The sequence below is a fragment of the Tardiphaga sp. P9-11 genome, assembly GCF_008329525.1.
GTDB lineage: Bacteria > Pseudomonadota > Alphaproteobacteria > Rhizobiales > Xanthobacteraceae > Tardiphaga.
The window spans coordinates 1321511-1337962 of record NZ_NPKQ01000001.1; the positions used below are offsets into that span (position 1 = coordinate 1321511).

15 protein-coding genes are annotated in these 16452 nt (G+C 61.2%); 10 read left to right on the top strand and 5 right to left on the bottom strand.

The features are described from left to right. Positions 1–104: 104 nt before the first annotated feature. From CIW50_RS06080 to CIW50_RS06090, 3 genes are all read left to right on the top strand, one after another. Positions 105–1763 (top strand): electron transfer flavoprotein-ubiquinone oxidoreductase, encoded by a 1659-nt coding sequence (locus CIW50_RS06080; protein ID WP_149530296.1) that lies wholly within the window; start codon positions 105–107, stop codon positions 1761–1763. 312 nt (positions 1764–2075) lie between these two features. After that, positions 2076–3863 (top strand): tetratricopeptide repeat protein, encoded by a 1788-nt coding sequence (locus CIW50_RS06085; protein ID WP_149530297.1) that lies wholly within the window; start codon positions 2076–2078, stop codon positions 3861–3863. A 4-nt stretch (positions 3864–3867) separates the two neighbouring features. Then, a complete protein-coding gene (locus CIW50_RS06090; protein ID WP_149530298.1) occupies positions 3868–4779 on the top strand; it encodes a 4-(cytidine 5'-diphospho)-2-C-methyl-D-erythritol kinase in 912 nt (303 codons plus the stop codon). Positions 4780–4795: 16 nt separating this feature from the next. Here CIW50_RS06090 and CIW50_RS06095 read toward each other — a convergent pair whose 3' ends face one another. Next, a complete protein-coding gene (locus CIW50_RS06095; protein ID WP_149530299.1) occupies positions 4796–5575 on the bottom strand; it encodes an SDR family oxidoreductase in 780 nt (259 codons plus the stop codon). Positions 5576–5720: 145 nt separating this feature from the next. Between CIW50_RS06095 and CIW50_RS06100 the strand changes: the two genes are divergently transcribed. Then, on the top strand, positions 5721–6797 hold the full coding sequence (locus CIW50_RS06100) for a tartrate dehydrogenase (RefSeq protein ID WP_149530300.1): 1077 nt from the start codon (positions 5721–5723) through the stop codon (positions 6795–6797). Between the two features lie 70 nt (positions 6798–6867). Here CIW50_RS06100 and CIW50_RS06105 read toward each other — a convergent pair whose 3' ends face one another. The 3 genes from CIW50_RS06105 to CIW50_RS06115 are packed head-to-tail and all read right to left on the bottom strand — an operon-like array spanning position 6868 to position 10005. Continuing rightward, positions 6868–7776 carry an NAD(P)-dependent oxidoreductase gene (locus CIW50_RS06105; RefSeq protein ID WP_149530301.1) on the bottom strand — a complete coding sequence of 303 codons (909 nt, stop codon included), beginning with the start codon at positions 7774–7776 and terminating at the stop codon, positions 6868–6870. 22 nt (positions 7777–7798) lie between these two features. Next, positions 7799–9046 (bottom strand): Zn-dependent hydrolase, encoded by a 1248-nt coding sequence (locus CIW50_RS06110; protein ID WP_149530302.1) that lies wholly within the window; start codon positions 9044–9046, stop codon positions 7799–7801. A gap of 41 nt (positions 9047–9087) precedes the next feature. Further along, positions 9088–10005: a LysR family transcriptional regulator gene (locus CIW50_RS06115; RefSeq protein WP_149530303.1), complete on the bottom strand. Its 918-nt coding sequence runs from the start codon at positions 10003–10005 to the stop codon at positions 9088–9090. A gap of 119 nt (positions 10006–10124) precedes the next feature. On the opposite strand from CIW50_RS06115, the gene CIW50_RS06120 reads away from it, so the two are divergent. The 6 genes from CIW50_RS06120 to CIW50_RS06145 all read left to right on the top strand — a co-directional run bounded on the left by CIW50_RS06120 (position 10125) and on the right by CIW50_RS06145 (position 15749). Next, positions 10125–10943 (top strand): putative hydro-lyase, encoded by an 819-nt coding sequence (locus tag CIW50_RS06120; protein ID WP_149530304.1) that lies wholly within the window; start codon positions 10125–10127, stop codon positions 10941–10943. A gap of 82 nt (positions 10944–11025) precedes the next feature. Beyond that, positions 11026–12276, top strand: coding sequence for an ABC transporter substrate-binding protein (locus CIW50_RS06125; protein WP_149530305.1), 1251 nt, complete (start codon positions 11026–11028; stop codon positions 12274–12276). A 237-nt stretch (positions 12277–12513) separates the two neighbouring features. Next, complete coding sequence (locus tag CIW50_RS06130) at positions 12514–13347, top strand: branched-chain amino acid ABC transporter permease (protein WP_246664182.1); 834 nt, start codon at positions 12514–12516, stop codon at positions 13345–13347. Beyond that, complete coding sequence (locus tag CIW50_RS06135; protein WP_172980227.1) at positions 13347–14330, top strand: branched-chain amino acid ABC transporter permease; 984 nt, start codon at positions 13347–13349, stop codon at positions 14328–14330. The genes CIW50_RS06130 and CIW50_RS06135 overlap by 1 nt, the downstream gene beginning before the upstream one ends. After that, positions 14327–15061 carry an ABC transporter ATP-binding protein gene (locus CIW50_RS06140; RefSeq protein ID WP_149530308.1) on the top strand — a complete coding sequence of 245 codons (735 nt, stop codon included), beginning with the start codon at positions 14327–14329 and terminating at the stop codon, positions 15059–15061. The genes CIW50_RS06135 and CIW50_RS06140 overlap by 4 nt, the downstream gene beginning before the upstream one ends. Next, entirely contained in the window at positions 15045–15749 is a 705-nt protein-coding gene (locus tag CIW50_RS06145; protein ID WP_149530309.1) for an ABC transporter ATP-binding protein, read from the top strand. The genes CIW50_RS06140 and CIW50_RS06145 overlap by 17 nt, the downstream gene beginning before the upstream one ends. A gap of 21 nt (positions 15750–15770) precedes the next feature. Here CIW50_RS06145 and otnC read toward each other — a convergent pair whose 3' ends face one another. Continuing rightward, on the bottom strand, positions 15771–16436 hold the full coding sequence (otnC, locus tag CIW50_RS06150) for a 3-oxo-tetronate 4-phosphate decarboxylase (protein WP_172980228.1): 666 nt from the start codon (positions 16434–16436) through the stop codon (positions 15771–15773). Between the last annotated feature and the right edge of the window lie 16 nt (positions 16437–16452).

Sequence of the window (16452 nt, forward strand, 5' to 3'; positions counted from 1 at the left end):
AATGCCTCTATGGCATTTCCGTGGTTGTTCTTACTTCAAAAATGGGAAACAACACCCCTTAGAAGCGTTCTGATCGGGTTGGAAACGGGTCTGAGATCAATATCATGAGCACTGAAGAACTACCGCCGCGCGAGTCCATGGAATTCGACGTCGTGATTGTTGGCGCTGGACCATCGGGCCTGTCGGCTGCAATCCGGCTGAAACAGCTTAATGCGGACCTGTCCATCGTGGTGGTCGAAAAGGGTTCCGAAGTCGGTGCGCATATCTTGTCCGGCGCAGTGATCGATCCGGTCTCCCTCGACAAGCTGATTCCCGACTGGCGCGATGACGCGGACTGCCCGCTAAAGACCCAAGTCAAGGACGACCAGTTCATTCTGACCAGCGAGACAGGCGGCATCCGCCTGCCGAATTTCATCAATCCGCCGCTGATGAACAATCATCACTGCTACATCACCTCGCTCGGCATGGTGTGCCGCTGGCTCGGCGCCAAGGCCGAAGCGCTCGGTGTCGAAATCTATCCGGGCTTTGCGGCTACCGAGACGCTGTATGACGAGAACGGCGCCGTGCGCGGTATCGCCACCGGCGACATGGGCATCGGCCGCGACGGCAAGCCGAAGGATTCCTTCACCCGTGGTATGGAACTGCTCGGCAAGTACACGCTGTTCGCCGAAGGCGCGCGTGGCTCGCTGACCAAGCAGGTCATCGCCAAGTTCGCGCTCGACAAGGATTGCGAGCCCGGCAAGTTCGGCATCGGCCTCAAGGAAATCTGGCAGATCGATCCGGCCAAGCACAAGAAGGGCCTGGTCCAGCATACGCTTGGCTGGCCGCTCGACGACAACACCGGTGGCGGTTCGTTCCTGTACCACTACGACGACAACCTCGTTGCGGTCGGCTTCGTGGTGCATCTGAACTACGACAATCCGTATCTGTATCCGTTCGAGGAATTCCAGCGGATGAAGACCCATCCGATGATCCGCGACACCTTCGCTGGCGCCAAGCGCTTGGCCTATGGTTCACGCGCGATCACCGAGGGTGGCTATCAGTCGGTGCCGAAGCTGGTCTTCCCGGGTGGTGCGCTGATCGGCTGCGCCGCAGGCTTCGTCAACGTGCCGCGCATCAAGGGCGTGCATAATGCCATGGCTAGCGGCATGCAGGCCGCGGAGCAGGTATCAGCCGCGCTGGCCGCCGGTCGCGCCAATGACGAGCTGACGGAATACGAGACTGGTTGGCGCGGTTCGGCGATCGGTCAGGACCTGCACAAGGTTCGCAACGTCAAGCCGCTGCTCTCCAAATTTGGCAACCGGATCGGCATGCTGCTGGCCGGTTTCGATATGTGGTGCAATACGCTGGGCTTCTCGCTGTTCGGTACGCTCAGCCACGCCAAGTCGGATCGCAAGACACTGAAGCCGGCGAAAGAATACAAGCCGATCCCCTATCCGAAGCCCGACGGCAAGCTGACGTTCGATCGCCTGTCCTCGGTGTTCATGTCGAACACCAATCACGAGGAAGACCAACCGATCCACCTCAAGGTTGCGGATATCGAGCTGCAGAAGAAGTCAGAGCACGACGTCTTTGCCGGCCCGTCGAACCGTTACTGCCCGGCAGGCGTCTATGAGTGGGTCGAGGAATCGACCGGTCCGCGTTTCCAGATCAACTCGCAGAATTGCGTCCACTGCAAAACCTGCGACATCAAGGATCCGAACGGCAACATCACCTGGGTTCCACCGGAAGGTGGCGGCGGGCCTAATTACGAGGCGATGTAACCGCACGCCCGATTACGATTGTGTGAGCGGCGACGCCTGTCGGCGGGCCGCCACACGGGCCTGATGTCACGATAACGCCACAGTGCGAGCGTTTTCAGGGATAGTGGCGCAATCCGGCGGCCCAACTGCTGACAGGCTTCAAGTTGCCACTGGTGCGATCGCGGCCCCCGATCCTTGCGATTGACCGCCAAACGCGGCATTGTCGGCGTGCGCTAAGTTGCCCGGTCGGCTGCGCATCCGAGCCTGTCCCGCAGTCCCGCGCGCGTTCCTGCTCGATATCTTGCCCGTAAATCCTGGAGCTAGGCGAACCCTATGTTGTCCATCCGTTTCAATCGTTTGACGCTCGCTGCCGCCACGCTCGCCGTCCTCGCGATGCCCGGTCAGGTGCTGGCGCAAACCCCGGATCATACCGGCGATAGCTCGGCTGCCCAGTTTCCCACCTCCCGTGATCTGAAGTCGCTTACCACCGCCGGCAGCTATCTTGCCGCCCGCCATGCCAGCGTCGAGCGCGACGCCACCTCGGCTGCGGCGTTTTACCGCTCTGCTCTGCGCACCGATCCGAAGAACAACGAACTGCTCGATCGCGCTTTCATCTCCTCGCTCGCCGATGGCGATATCGATGAGGCGGTGAAGCTCGCTGATCGCATCCTGACCATCGACAAGTCGAACCGGGTAGCCCGTCTCGTCGTGGGCGTGCGCGATCTCAAGCTGAAAAAATATTCGGCTGCGCAAACCAACATCAACCAGTCGGTGCGCGGCCCGATCACCGACCTCGTGGCGACGCTGCTGTCAGCCTGGGCCAGCTATGGCGCGGGCGAAAGCAAGGCGGCGATTGCCAATATCGACAAGCTGGCCGGCCCCGAATGGTACCCGATCTTCAAGGATCTGCATGCCGGTCTGATCCTTGATCTCGCCAACAAGCAAAAGGACGCGGGCGCCCGTTTCGAGCGCGCCTACAAGCTCGACGACTCCGCACTGCGCGTGGTCGATGCCTATGGCCGCTGGACCTCGCGCAACAAGGACGATGCTGCGGCGCTTGGCATCTACGAGACCTTCAACAAGAAGCTCGCCCGTCATCCGCTGGTGCTGGAAGGCATCCGCGAGACCAAGGCCGGCAAGAAGCTGGCGCCGCTGGTTGACAGCCCGCAGGCTGGCGCTGCTGAAGCACTTTATGGCATCGGCGCGTCGCTGACCCGCCGCGGCGGCGAGGATCTCGCGCTGGTCTATCTGCAGCTCTCGCTTTATCTCAAGCCTGACCACTCGCTGGCGCTGCTGTCGCTCGCCGACCTCTATGAATCGGTGAAGAAGCCGCAGATGGCCATCAAGGTCTATGAGCGCGTGCCCGCCAATTCGGCGCTGAAGCGCAACGCTCAAATCCAGCAGGCCACCGACCTCGACGCAGCCGACCGCAGCGACGAAGGCATCAAGATTCTGAAGGGTGTCGTCGCCGACGATCCGAAGGATCTCGAAGCCATCATGGCGCTCGGCAATATCGAGCGTGGCCGCAAGAAGTTTGCCGACTGCTCCGAGACCTATACCAAGGGCATCGACGTCATCGCCGCCAACCAGGACAAACCGAACTGGGTGTATTTCTACTTCCGCGGCATTTGCCTTGAGCGCTCCAAGCAGTGGGCCAAGGCTGAAGTCGATATGCGCAAGGCGCTCGAATTGCAGCCCGAGCAGCCGCATGTGCTGAACTATCTCGGCTATTCCTGGATTGATCAGGGCATCAACCTCGACGACGCCATGAAGATGATCAAGCGTGCCGTCGATCAGCGTCCGGACGATGGCTACATCGTCGACTCGCTCGGTTGGGCCTATTATCGCATCGGCAATTACGACGATGCCGTGAAGCAGCTCGAACGCGCCATCGATCTGAAGCCAGAAGATCCGACCATCAACGACCATCTCGGCGATGCCTATTGGCGCGTCGGTCGCAAGCTGGAAGCCAAGTTCCAGTGGCAGCACGCCAAGGATCTGAAGCCGGAAGCTGACGAGATTCCGAAGATCGAAGCGAAGATGGAAAACGGTCTGTCGGACGAGCCATCGTCGTCGGCCGCATCCAACGACAAGAAAAAAGAAGACGGTAAAGGCGGCTAATTCAATGGTTGGGGGCACGACCGGTTCATCAAAGCCGGTTCTGGAAGAAGATGCGCGCGCCAAGGTCAATCTGACCCTGCGCGTCATCGGTCGTCGGGCTGACGGCTATCATGATCTCGAAAGCGTGGTGGCTTTTGCCGATTGCGCCGACAGGCTGATGTTGGATGTCGGCGGCGACTTGTCGCTGACGGCCACCGGTCCGCGCGCGCAGGAATGCGGCGATACGGCCGACAATCTCGTCATCAAGGCCGCGCGCCTGCTCGGTGAGCGGGTCGACGGCCTGACCTTCGGGCGCTTCGCGCTGGACAAGCATTTGCCGGTTGCCGCTGGCATCGGTGGCGGCTCGGCGGATGCTGCTGCGGCGCTGCGTCTTCTGGCGCGCGCCAACAATCTCGAAATGGACGATCCGCGCGTGCTCGAAGTGGCGCGTCTCACCGGCGCCGATGTGCCGGTCTGCGTGCCGTCGCACGCCTGCGTGATGACGGGCGTCGGCGAAAATCTGCTGCCGCTCAGCATTCCGCGTTTGCCCTGCGTGATGGTCAATCCGCGCGTGCCGGTGGCCACCAAGGATGTGTTCAAGGAGCTCGGCCTGAAGAATGGCGAGCTGCGTGTCGGCGTCAAGGACGTGTTGAAGCGCGCGACCTGGCCGAATGAAGGCAGCTCAATTGATGCCTGGATCAGCGCACTCAACGCCGGCACCAATGATCTTGAAGCGCCCGCACTGAAGGTCGAGCCTGTGATCGACACGGTGCTGTCGGCCTTGCGGGACGCTGAAGGCGTTCGGCTGGCCCGCATGTCGGGTTCGGGCGCGACCTGCTTTGCGCTGTTCGGCAATGACACCGACGCGCAGCGCGCCGCCGGAACCATTCAACTCGCGCACCCGTTGTGGTGGGTGCATGCCGGTGCGCTGAGCTAGCACGCCAACCGTGGCGCTAGCTGCTCCAGCCTGCGCTGTAGCCGCCATCCACCGTGTAGATCACGCCGGTCGTATAGCCCGCGCGATCAGACGCCAGAAACGTCATCATGTCGGCAATCTCGCGTGGTTTCGCCGCGCGACCAAGCGGCAAGCCTTGCTGCAATTCCCGGAAGCGGTTCTCGTCGCCCAATTGGGTCTTGGCGCGCGTCTTCATCAGCGTGACGTGACGCTCGGTTTCTACCGGGCCCGGGTTGATGCCGACAACGCGGATATTGTCCTTCAGGCTCTTGCCGCCCAGCGCCCGCGTAAACGCCAGTAGCGCCGCGTTGCCGGCGCTGCCACAGATGTAATTGGCATCGAACTTCTCGCCAGCCGCGCCGATATCGTTGACGATCACGCCATGGCCGCGGGCCTTCATCTGCGCATAGACGAGGCGCGTCAGATTGATGAAGCCGAATACTTTGAGATCCCAGGCATGGCGCCAGGTCGGCTCGTCGATCTTGTCGAGCGATCCGCCGGGAATATCGCCGGCATTGTTGACGAGGATGTCGATATCGCTGGCGGCAGCCGCCAGTGACGCCAGATCTTCCGGCTTGCGCAGATCGACGCCATGCACGGCGACGTCGATCTGGTGGCTGGAGCGCAGCCGGTCCGCCAGCGCCTGCATCTGCTCCACATTGCGGGCGGCAAGGCGGAGATCGCAGCCTTCTTCGGCAAACGCTTCCGCGGCCGCCGCGCCGATACCCTTGGATGCGCCCGTGATCAGAACGCGCTTGCCGCGCAGATGAAGATCCATGGAATGCCTCTGAATCGCAGGAGAGAATATCTGCGACAGAGTTAGGCCCCTGCGGCAAAATCGGTCAACATTGCAGTGCAGCGTTGATCGCGGGCCGGCTTTGGTCCACATCTGCGGGAAGAATTACTGGCGAAGGAAACCTGTCGTGAGCTCACAAAAAGAATATCGGATCGCAGTCATCCCCGGCGATGGAATCGGCAAGGAAGTCATGCCGGAAGGGCTGCGCGTCCTTGAAGCGGCAGCGAAAAAGCATCGCGTGAAGGTGCATTTCGATCATTACGACTTCTCGTCCTACGACTATTATGAGAAGCACGGCCAGATGATGCCCGACGACTGGAAGGCGCAGATTGGCAAGCACGACGCGATCTATTTCGGCGCTGTCGGCCTCCCGGCAAAAATTCCGGATCACATTTCGTTGTGGGGTTCGCTGATCAAGTTCCGGCGCGAATTCGATCAATACGTCAATCTGCGTCCGGTGCGCCTGATGCCCGGCGTGCCTTGTCCGCTGGTCGGCCGCAAGCCAGGCGATATCGATTTTTGGGTGGTGCGCGAGAATACCGAGGGTGAATACTCATCCGTCGGCGGCCGCATGTTTCCGGACACCGACCGCGAATTCGTCACCCAACAGACCGTGATGACCCGCACCGGTGTCGACCGCATCCTGAAATTCGCGTTCGATCTTGCCCAGTCGCGGCCGAAGAAGCACCTGACTTCGGCGACCAAGTCCAACGGCATTTCGATCACGATGCCCTATTGGGACGAGCGCGTGAAGGCGATGGGTCAGAACTATCCCGATGTGAAGTGGGACCAGTATCACATCGATATTCTCACCGCGAATTTCGTTATGCATCCAGACTGGTTTGACGTCGTCGTCGCCTCCAATTTGTTCGGCGACATCCTTTCTGATCTGGGCCCGGCCTGCACAGGCACGATCGGCATCGCGCCCTCGGGCAACATCAACCCGACCGGCGATTTCCCCTCCGTGTTCGAGCCGGTGCACGGCTCGGCGCCCGATATTGCCGGGCAGGGCATTGCCAACCCGATCGGCATGATCTGGTCCGGCGCGATGATGCTGGAGCATCTCGGCGAGAAGGCTGCAGCGGATTCCATTGTCAAGGCGATCGAACGCACCCTCGGGGAACGCACGCTGCGCACGCGCGATCTCGGCGGTCAGGCCGATACCGGCGCGTGCGGCAAGGCCGTCGCGGAGATGATCGAGTAAGCTGCTGCTATTGAGGCGCAAAAAAATGCCCGGCTTCATGCCGGGTATTTTCGTTTCAGACGACTGAAGGTTAGGCGGCAATCCGCCGACAATGCTTCCACGCCGCCGCGATCAGATTCACGCTGGCCTCCGGCGTCCGGAAGGCAGAATGCGCCGATAGCGTCACGTTCGGGATTGTCGTCAGCACATGGCCTGCCGGCAACGGCTCGATGTCGAAAACGTCGAGACCGGCATGGCGTAGATGGCCGGAACGCAGCGCATCGATCATTGCCGCTTCATCAACCACAGCGCCGCGTGCGGTGTTAATGAGGATCGCACCCTTCTTCATCTGGCCGATGCGCTCGCGGGTAATCATGCCGCGGGTCTCGTCGTTCAGCAGCAGATGGATCGAGACGACATCGCTCTTGGCCAACACCGTCTCCATGTCGGTGAATTCCACACCGGGATGGGATTTCGGCGAGCGATTCCAAGCGAGCACCTTCATGCCCGAGCCGAGCGCGATGCGTGCGAATTCCGCGGCAATGCCGCCGAAGCCGATCAGACCAACCGTCTTACCTGTCAGCTCCATGCCTTCGTCACGCAACCAATTGCCGGCGCGCATTTCACGGTCCTGTTCGGCAAGGCCGCGCGCGCCAGCCCACATATGCGCGATGGCACATTCGGCGACGGCGGTGTCGCCATAGCCGCGGATCAAATGCACCTCGATGCCGAGTGCGGCAAGCTCATCCGGGTTCATGTAGCTGCGTGCGCCGGTGCCGAGAAACACCACATGCTTGAGGCCGGTGCACTGCTTGGCGACATCGGTCGGCAGATAGGTGTGATCGACGATAGCGATCTCGGCGCCATCCAATACCTTGGGCAAATCGGCCGACTTGATGTCCTCATCGCGGTTGATTTTCACCGCGATGTCGCCCGGTTTCGTCAGCCGTTCCATGATCTTCGCCAGTTCTTCGCTGGCATCGACGAATACACCCCGCATCACTATCCCCTGTCTGTCTTCGTTACTTCGATGCGACGCCGGCGAGCGCCAGCACCGTATGCATCAGCACATTGGCGCCGGCAGCGCAGTCGTCCTGCGCGGAGGATTCCAGCTCGTTGTGGCTGATGCCGTCCTTGCTCGGGATGAACACCATCGCGGTCGGCATGATGTTGTTGAGGTTGCAGGCGTCGTGACCGGCGCCGGAGGTAATGCGACGATGCGAGTAGCCAAGCGACGTCGCGGCAGTCTCGACCGCGTTGACGAAGTCCTTGTTGAAGTGCGTCGGCGGCTTGTGCCAGACCTTGTCGAACGCGACATCGACCTTGCGATGCGCCGCGATCTCCTTGATCGCATCGCGCACGCCTTTCTCGATGGCTTCCAGCTTGCCGGCGTCGGCGCTGCGCAGGTCCATGGTGAAGGCGATCTCGCCGGGGATCACGTTACGTGAAGGATTGGCGATCACGGCTTCGCCAATGGTACCGAGCGCGCCGATGTTGCTGACCACACGCTCAGTAGCCAGCACGATCTCCGACAAAGTTGCCAGCGCATCCTTGCGCAGGGGCATCGGCGTCGAGCCGGCATGGCTCTCGAAGCCGGTGATCTTGCCGTCGAACCACAGCACGCCCTGACCAGCTTCGACCACGCCAATAGTCTTGCTTTCGGCCTCCAGGATCGGGCCTTGCTCGATATGCAGTTCGACGAAGCCCGAGAATTTCTGCGTGCCCACCGGCACGTCGCCGCGATAGCCGATCTCATCCAGCGCATCGCCAACGGTGACGCCTGCGATGTCCCTACGCGACAGAATGTCGTCGGTGGTGAAGTCGCCGACATAGGCGGCCGACGCCATCATTGCAGGGGCAAAGCGCGAGCCTTCCTCGTTGGTCCAGTTGGCGATGCAGATTGGCATCTCGGTCTCGATGCCGGCATCGTTCAGTGTGCGGAGCACTTCGAGTGCGCCAAGCACGCCGAGAATGCCGTCGAATTTGCCGCCGGTCGGCTGGGTGTCGAGATGGGAGCCGATGCCGATTGGCGCCTTCGACATGTCACGTCCCTTGCGAAGCGCGAACATCGAACCGAGGGCATCGACATGCACCTCCAGGCCGGCATCTTCGCAGGCTTTGCGAAACCAGTTGCGCACCAGTTTGTCTTCGGGCCCGAGTGTCAGGCGTCGTACGCCGCCCTTTGGCGTGCCGCCGAATTTCGCCGTCTCGTTAATGGTGTCCCAGAGCCGCGCGGAATCGATTTTGAGGTTGTCGCCTAGCTTGGTCATGCGGTCTGTCCCGAGAAGTTTGTGTTGAAGAGGGCTGCTTTTCAATGACCCGACGATGCCGGCTCGTCAACCAATGAGCTGTTCTGCGCCAGTTGCGCAGCAATGCCCGCGACGAGTTCGATCGCGGCCGTATCGGGTGATGCGAGCCAGCTTGCCGAAAATGTCAGCGGCTGAAGCTGCAGGTCGGTGTTGAGTAATTGCAGGCGTCCATCCGCGAGTTCGTTCTCGATGATGGCTGTCGGGATCAGTGCAATGCCTAAGCCATCAATCGCCATATGCATCACGGTAGACAGCGACGCACTGGCGTGCAGCCGGATCGGTGGCAGGTCGGGCCGGTTGAACAGCGAACGCGCTATCTCGTAGGGCCGGGTCTTGCGCGAGAAGGTGATGATGGGAAATTTCGCGAGGTCGTGGATCGAGAGCAGATCATTGCCGAGCCCCAGTGAGGGGCTGGCGAGAAAGCCGACGGGGTAGTCGCACAGCACACGGTTGCGAATGTTTGATGTTGAAAGCGGCCCGAGCACGAAAGCGAGATCGATCTCCTGCGCCTGCAGTCGCGCGTTCAGGTTCGGCGTGATGTCCACCTCGATTTCGAGGGACAGGTTCGGATACGAGATGTTGACGTGCTTGATCAGCCGCGTCAGCAAAGTGTGGACGATGGTCTCGGCGACGCCGAGCCGCAGCACGCCGCGCATTGCCGAGCGATCGCCAACCGCTGCCATCATCTCGGAGCGCAGGCCGATCAGCTTTTCGGCATAAACCAGCATCTGCCGTCCGGCCGGCGTCGGCGAGGCGATGCGGCGGTCGCGCTGCAGAAGCCGCACGCCCATCTCATGCTCAAGTTGCGCGATACGCTGGGAGATCGCGGGCTGGGTGGTGTTGAGTTTCTGGGCGGCGCCGCGGAAGCTGCCGAGATTGACCACCCAGAGAAAGGTCTCCAGCGCCTTGAAGTCCGCCATGGATGCGATCCAGTTTTCGATAAGTAAAATTTATGTATGTTGATTAAAAACAACGATTAGACATTATACTAGGCCTGAGTTTCAGTGCGTGTCGAGGCAGAATTAGGCAGGACGCTAAGATGGCTATTTCTTCGGCAGCGCAGCAAAGCGACGATCGATCCTCGGATTTGCCCAGCGTGGTCGCCCGCCGCGAATATCGCGCCGGCAAATATGGCAGCACCGCCGGCGTCGCTCCCGGATACGTCCAGGGAAATTTGGTCATCTTGCCGGAAGCTCAGGCGAGCGCCTTCCATCGCTTCTGCCAGCTCAATCCGAAGCCGTGCCCGATCATCGGCATGTCGGATGTTGGCAATCCCAGCATTCCCGCCCTCGGTCTCGATCTCGATATCCGGACTGACATTCCGCAATATGTCGTCTGGAAGGACGGCGAGGCGATCGATCGTCCTTACGAAGTGACGAAATACTGGCGCGACGATCTCGTGTCCTTCGTGATCGGATGCTCGTATTCGTTCGAAGAAGCAATGATGGCCGACGACCTGCCGATCCGTCACATCGAGCAGAATGTGCTGGTGCCGATGTATCGCACCAACATCCCATGCAAGTCGGCAGGTCCTTTTGCCGGCCCGATGGTGGTGTCGATGCGCCCCCTGAAGCCGGCCGATGCGATCCGCGCCGTGCAGATCACCTCACGTTTCCCGTCAGTGCATGGTGCTCCGGTGCATCTCGGTCTGCCGCAGTCGATCGGCATCAAGGATATCAATAAGCCCGATTACGGCGATGCGGTGCGCATCAATGATGACGAGATTCCGGTGTTCTGGGCGTGTGGCGTCACGCCGCAAGCCGTTATTGCTGCAGCGCGCGTGCCGTTTGCGATCACGCATGCGCCGGGCGTCATGCTCGTCACCGACCTCAAGAATATGCATTTGGCTGTTTTATAAGAAGCAGCTTGCCGATCTTTCGAGCTTTACCGTAACCTTGATTAGTTTCATCGATAGCCGCCGGTCACAAAGGACTAAAGACATGACGATTTCTCGCCGAAACGTATTGCTTGGAGGCGCCGCTTCCGCCGCGCTGCTGCCTCTCGCCAAGCCTGCGCGCGCGCAGGTCAAGGAAGTCGTGATCGGCGTGATTTATCCGCTGTCCGGCGCCAGTGCGCAGATCGGTGTCGACGCGCAGAAGGCTTTCGAAACTGCTGCCGATATCATCAACAAGGATTACGATTTCGCGCTGCCGATGGCGAAGGGCGAGGGCTTCTCGGGTCTCGGTGGTGCCAAGGTGCGTCTCGTGTTTGCCGACCACCAGGCCGATCCGCAAAAGGGCCGGGCCGAAGCCGAGCGCCTCATCACCCAGGAGAAGGTCTCGGCCATCGTCGGCACCTATCAGAGTGCCGTCGCCGTCACCGTCAGCCAGATCTGCGAACGCTACCAGATCCCGTTCCTGTCGGCCGACAACTCGTCGCCGAGCCTGCATCGCCGCGGTCTGAAATACTACTTCCGCGCCGCGCCGCATGACGAAATGTTCTCGACCGCAATGTTCGACTTTTTCGATGCGCAGAAGAAGAAGGGCCAGAAGATCGAGACGCTGGCGCTGTTCCACGAGGACACGATTTTTGGCACCGACTCGGCCAACGCACAGCTCAAGCTCGCCGCCGATCGCGGCTACAAGATCGTCGCCGACATCAAGTATCGCGCCAATTCGCCGTCGCTCACTGCCGAAGTGCAGCAGCTCAAGGCCGCCAATGCCGACGTGCTGATGCCGTCGAGCTACACCACCGACGGCATTCTCCTCATCAAGACCATGGGCGAACTCGGCTACAAGGCCAAGAACATCGTCGCGCAGGACGCAGGCTTCTCCGAGAAGGCACTGTATGATGCCGTCGGCGACAAGATTCCGGGCGTGATCTCGCGCGGTTCGTTCTCGCTCGATCTCGCCGCCAAGCGTCCGATGGTCGGCAAGATCAATGACATGTTCAAGGAGAAATCCGGCAAGGACTTCAACGACTACTCGTCGCGCCAGTTCATGGGCCTGATCGTGATGGCCGACGCCATCAACCGCGCCAAGTCCACCGACGGCGAGAAGATCCGCGAAGCACTGGTTGCGACCGACATGCCGGGCGAGAGCACGATCATGCCGTGGGCGAAGGTCAAGTTCGACGAGATGGGCCAGAACAACAACGCCGATCCGGTGCTGCTGCAGTATAACGGTGGCAAGTTCGTCACCATCTTCCCACCGCAGGCCGCCGTGGCGGATGCGATCTGGCCGATGCCGTAAGGCAGTCTCATACTCGGTGTCGTCCCCGCGAAAGCGGGGACCCATATGCTCCGAAGAACTGGTTTGAACATAGCCCCTCCATCGTCGCTCATCATGACGGCGGTGGTTATGGATCCCCGCTTTCGCGGGGATGACATTTGAGAGTGTTGGCGTCTTATCGCCACGCTCCGACGAGTTGAGAAGGGGAAGCCTTTGACCGCCGCGACCATCATCCAGAGCCTTGCCAGCGGATTGCTGATGGGGCTGCTCTACGGCCTGCTTGCGGTCGGCCTCGCGCTGATCTTCGGCCTGATGGACGTCACCAACTTCGCCCATGGCGAATTCCTGATGTTGGCGATGTACCTCACCTTCTTCCTGTTCATGTTCTGGGCGGTCGATCCGCTGCTGTCGATCCCGCTGGTGGCGGCCGGCATGTTCGTGTTCGGCGCGGTGATCTATCTCGTGATCATACGCTTCGCGATGCGGGCCAAGGCCAATATCGGCATGGTGCAGATCTTCGCGACCTTCGGTCTCGCCATTCTGATGCGCGGTCTTGCGCAGTTCTTTTTCACCCCGGATTATCGCAGCATCCCTGCTTCGTTCCTCGGCGGCAAGACGATCTCGATCTTCGGCGTATTCCTGCCGGTGCCACAGCTCGTCGGTGCGCTGATCTCGATCCTGGCCTTCGGTGCACTCTACTTCTTCATGAAGAAGACCGACTTCGGCCGCGCGCTCGAAGCGACGCGCGAAGATGCGGGGGCCGTGGCGCTGGTCGGCATCGACAAGAACAAGGTGTTCGCGCTCGGCTGGGGCCTCGGCTCCGCGCTGATCGGTCTCGCCGGCGGTGTGATGGCGATCTTCTTCTACATCTACCCCGATGTTGGCGCGTCCTTCGCGCTGATCGCTTACGTCACCGTGGCGCTCGGCGGCTTCGGTAGCGTGTTCGGTGCCTTCGCGGGCGGCATCATCGTCGGCCTCGTTGAGGCGACCACGGCGATGATCCTGCCGCCGTCGCTCAAATCGGTCGGCATCTATGCCGTCTATCTCCTCGTCGTCTTTGTCCGGCCTCGCGGCCTGTTCGGATCGATCTGATGGACAGCTTCACCCAGCGGCGCCGCCGCGACCTTATCCTCGCCGCCGCACTCGCGGTGATCGCCGCCTGCGTGCCGTTCTTCGTCAAGGACGTCTATGTCCAGAACATCATGGTGCTGACCCTGATGTATGCGGCCCTGTCGCAGGCCTGGAATATCCTTGGCGGCTATTGCGGCCAGATCTCGCTCGGCCACGCGCTCTATTTCGGCCTCGGCGCCTATACGACGGCGCTGCTGTTCACCAAATTCGGCGTGCTGCCGTGGTTTGGCATGCTCGGCGGCGGGGTGATCTCTGCGTTGATCGCGCTCGCCTTGGGCTATCCGACCTTCCGCCTGCGCGGCCACTATTTCGTCATCGCCACCATCGTCATCGCCGAAATTGGCTTCCTGCTGTTCCACAATTGGGACTATGCCGGCGCGGCGCTGGGCATCGACATCCCGGTACGCGGCGATAGCTGGGCCAAGTTTCAGTTCACCCGCAGCAAGCTGCCATTCTATTACTTCGCCCTCGTGTTCTGCTGCGTTGCCTGGTTCATCACCTGGTGGCTGGAAGACTCCAAGTGGGGCTTCTGGTGGCGCGCGGTGAAGGATAATCCCGATGCCGCCGAAAGCTTGGGCGTCGTGGTGTTCAATTCCAAGATGGGCGCAGCGGCTGTCTCGGCTTTCCTCACCGCGATCGGCGGCGCGTTCTACGCCCAGTTCGTGTCCTATATCGACCCCGAAAGCGTCATGACCTTTCAGTTCTCGCTGCTGATGGCATTGCCTGCGGTGCTCGGCGGTATCGGCACGCTGTGGGGTCCGGTGCTTGGTGCGGTCATCCTGATCCCGATGACAGAGCTGACGCGCTCCTTCATCGGCGGCTCCGGCCGCGGCGTTGATCTCATTCTGTATGGTGCGGTGATCGTCGTGATCTCGCTGGCGCGGCCGGATGGTCTGCTCGGCCTGTTCTCGCGCCGCCCGGCCTCGAAGGGAGTGTCGCAATGAGCGCGCCTCTGCTTGAAACCCGCGGCGTCTGGCAGCGCTTCGGCGGCCTGATCGCCAATAGCGACGTCTCGATATCCGTCGCTGCTGGCGAGATCGTCGGCCTGATCGGTCCGAACGGCGCCGGCAAGTCGACACTGTTCAATCTGATCGCGGGCGTGTTGCCTCCGACCCAGGGCACGATCTGGTTCGACGGCAAGGACGTCACGAGGCTGCCCGCCGCAGAACGCTGCGCGCTCGGCATTGCGCGGACATTTCAGGTCGTGAAGAGCTTCGAGACGATGACTGTCATCGACAACGTCATCGTTGGTGCGCTGATCCGAAATGACAAGATGCGCGACGCCCGCCGCAAGGCTCATGAGGTGCTCGAGTTCTGCGGGCTCGCCCCGCGAGCCGACAAGCTCGCCCGCGATCTCATTCCGTCGGAGAAGCGCCGGCTTGAAGTCGCCCGTGCACTCGCCACCGAGCCCAAGCTCCTGATGCTTGACGAGTGCCTGACCGGGCTCACGCCGCTGGAAGCACAATCCGGTGTCGCTCTGGTGCGCAAGGTCCGCGAGACCGGCGTCACCGTGCTGATGGTCGAGCACGTCATGGAAATTGTGATGCCGCTGGTCGATCGCGCCATCGTGCTCAATCTCGGCAAGAAGCTTGTCGAGGGCAAACCCACCGATGTCGTGCGGCATCCGGAAGTCATCAGCGCTTATCTCGGGGATCGTCATGCTGTCGGTGCGTGAAGCCACCACCGCCTATCAGGGGCTGGTCGCCATTTCAGACGTCACCATCGACGTCGCCAAGGGCGAGATCGTCGCCGTTTGCGGCTCCAATGGTGCCGGCAAGTCGACACTGATCAAGACCATCGCCGGTGCGGAGCGTCCACGTTCGGGCACCGTCACCTTCGATGGCGAACAGATCAACGGCATCGCGCAGCATCTGATCACCGCGCGCGGCATCGCTTATGTGCCGGAGAACCGCCGGCTGTTTCCGCGGCTGTCGGTGGAGGATAACCTGCGCCTCGGCAGCTACATGTATCGCGGCAAGGCCGACCGCGACGAGCCGTTGAAGCTGGTGTTCGAGCTGTTTCCACGGCTGTCCGAACGTCTCGAACAGCGTGCCGAAACGTTGTCCGGCGGCGAGCAGCAGATGCTGGCCATCGGCCGCGCGCTGATGACCCGGCCGCGGCTCCTGATGCTCGACGAGCCTTCGCAGGGCATCATGCCGAAACTGGTCGACGAAATCTTCCAGGCTGTCGTCAAGATACGCAACACCGGCATGACCGTCTTGATTGTCGAGCAGCGTATGGCCGAAGTGCTGGAGATCGCCGACCGCGCCTATATCCTGCAGACCGGCCGCGTCCAGATGCAGGGCAAGGCCTCGGAGATCGCGACCAATCCGGATGTGCGGAAGGCCTATCTGGGGCTGTAAGTTGTCGAAGGACGTGGGCGACTAGTGCCCATGTCCCTCATGTTTTGGCAGAACCAGCCCGAACGTCGTCACCAGATCCTTCACCTGCTCTGGTGACAGATGCCGCGGGTTGAGCCCGCGGAGTAGCAGATAGAGTTTCGCGGTTTCTTCGAGTTCCTCAATGGCATAGACCGCTGCTTCCAACGTGTCGCCGGACACCACCGGGCCGTGATTGGCCAGCAGCACGGATGAATATTTACCGGCGAGGCCCTTGATGGCATCGGCGACCGCCGGATCGCCCGGCCGATAATAAGGCACCAGAGCCGTCGCGCCGCATTTCATCAGATAATAGGGCGTCATCGGTGGCAGCGCGGCGCGCGGGTCGATCTCCGGCAGCATCGACACCGCCACCGAATGGGTCGAATGCAGATGTACCACGGCGCGGGCGGCGCTGCGGGTCTCATACAGTGCCGTATGCAACGGAACTTCTTTGGTCGGGGCATCGCCGGAGATGAGGCGGCCGTTGCTGTCGAGGCGCGACAGCCGGGCCGGATCGAGTGAGCCCAGTGACGCATTGGTCGGGCTCACGAGCCAGCCGCCATCATCGCAGCGCACACTTATATTGCCCGACGAGCCAGGCGTCAGCCCGCGATCGAACAGCGAGCGGCCGAGGCGGCAAATCTCTTCACGCAGCTTTGTGTCGGTCACCAGATGTCCTCGGTCT

What these genes read in the sequence shown, in the direction of transcription:
- CIW50_RS06080 (WP_149530296.1), top strand. Translation starts at nt 105, where the DNA reads ATGAGCACTGAAGAACTACCGCCGCGCGAGTCCATGGAATTCGACGTC.
- CIW50_RS06085 (WP_149530297.1), top strand. Translation starts at nt 2,076, where the DNA reads ATGTTGTCCATCCGTTTCAATCGTTTGACGCTCGCTGCCGCCACGCTC.
- CIW50_RS06090 (WP_149530298.1), top strand. Translation starts at nt 3,868, where the DNA reads ATGGTTGGGGGCACGACCGGTTCATCAAAGCCGGTTCTGGAAGAAGAT.
- CIW50_RS06095 (WP_149530299.1), bottom strand. Translation starts at nt 5,575, where the DNA reads ATGGATCTTCATCTGCGCGGCAAGCGCGTTCTGATCACGGGCGCATCC.
- CIW50_RS06105 (WP_149530301.1), bottom strand. Translation starts at nt 7,776, where the DNA reads ATGCGGGGTGTATTCGTCGATGCCAGCGAAGAACTGGCGAAGATCATG.
- CIW50_RS06110 (WP_149530302.1), bottom strand. Translation starts at nt 9,046, where the DNA reads ATGACCAAGCTAGGCGACAACCTCAAAATCGATTCCGCGCGGCTCTGG.
- CIW50_RS06115 (WP_149530303.1), bottom strand. Translation starts at nt 10,005, where the DNA reads ATGGCGGACTTCAAGGCGCTGGAGACCTTTCTCTGGGTGGTCAATCTC.
- CIW50_RS06120 (WP_149530304.1), top strand. Translation starts at nt 10,125, where the DNA reads ATGGCTATTTCTTCGGCAGCGCAGCAAAGCGACGATCGATCCTCGGAT.
- CIW50_RS06125 (WP_149530305.1), top strand. Translation starts at nt 11,026, where the DNA reads ATGACGATTTCTCGCCGAAACGTATTGCTTGGAGGCGCCGCTTCCGCC.
- CIW50_RS06130 (WP_246664182.1), top strand. Translation starts at nt 12,514, where the DNA reads ATGGGGCTGCTCTACGGCCTGCTTGCGGTCGGCCTCGCGCTGATCTTC.
- CIW50_RS06135 (WP_172980227.1), top strand. Translation starts at nt 13,347, where the DNA reads ATGGACAGCTTCACCCAGCGGCGCCGCCGCGACCTTATCCTCGCCGCC.
- CIW50_RS06140 (WP_149530308.1), top strand. Translation starts at nt 14,327, where the DNA reads ATGAGCGCGCCTCTGCTTGAAACCCGCGGCGTCTGGCAGCGCTTCGGC.
- CIW50_RS06145 (WP_149530309.1), top strand. Translation starts at nt 15,045, where the DNA reads ATGCTGTCGGTGCGTGAAGCCACCACCGCCTATCAGGGGCTGGTCGCC.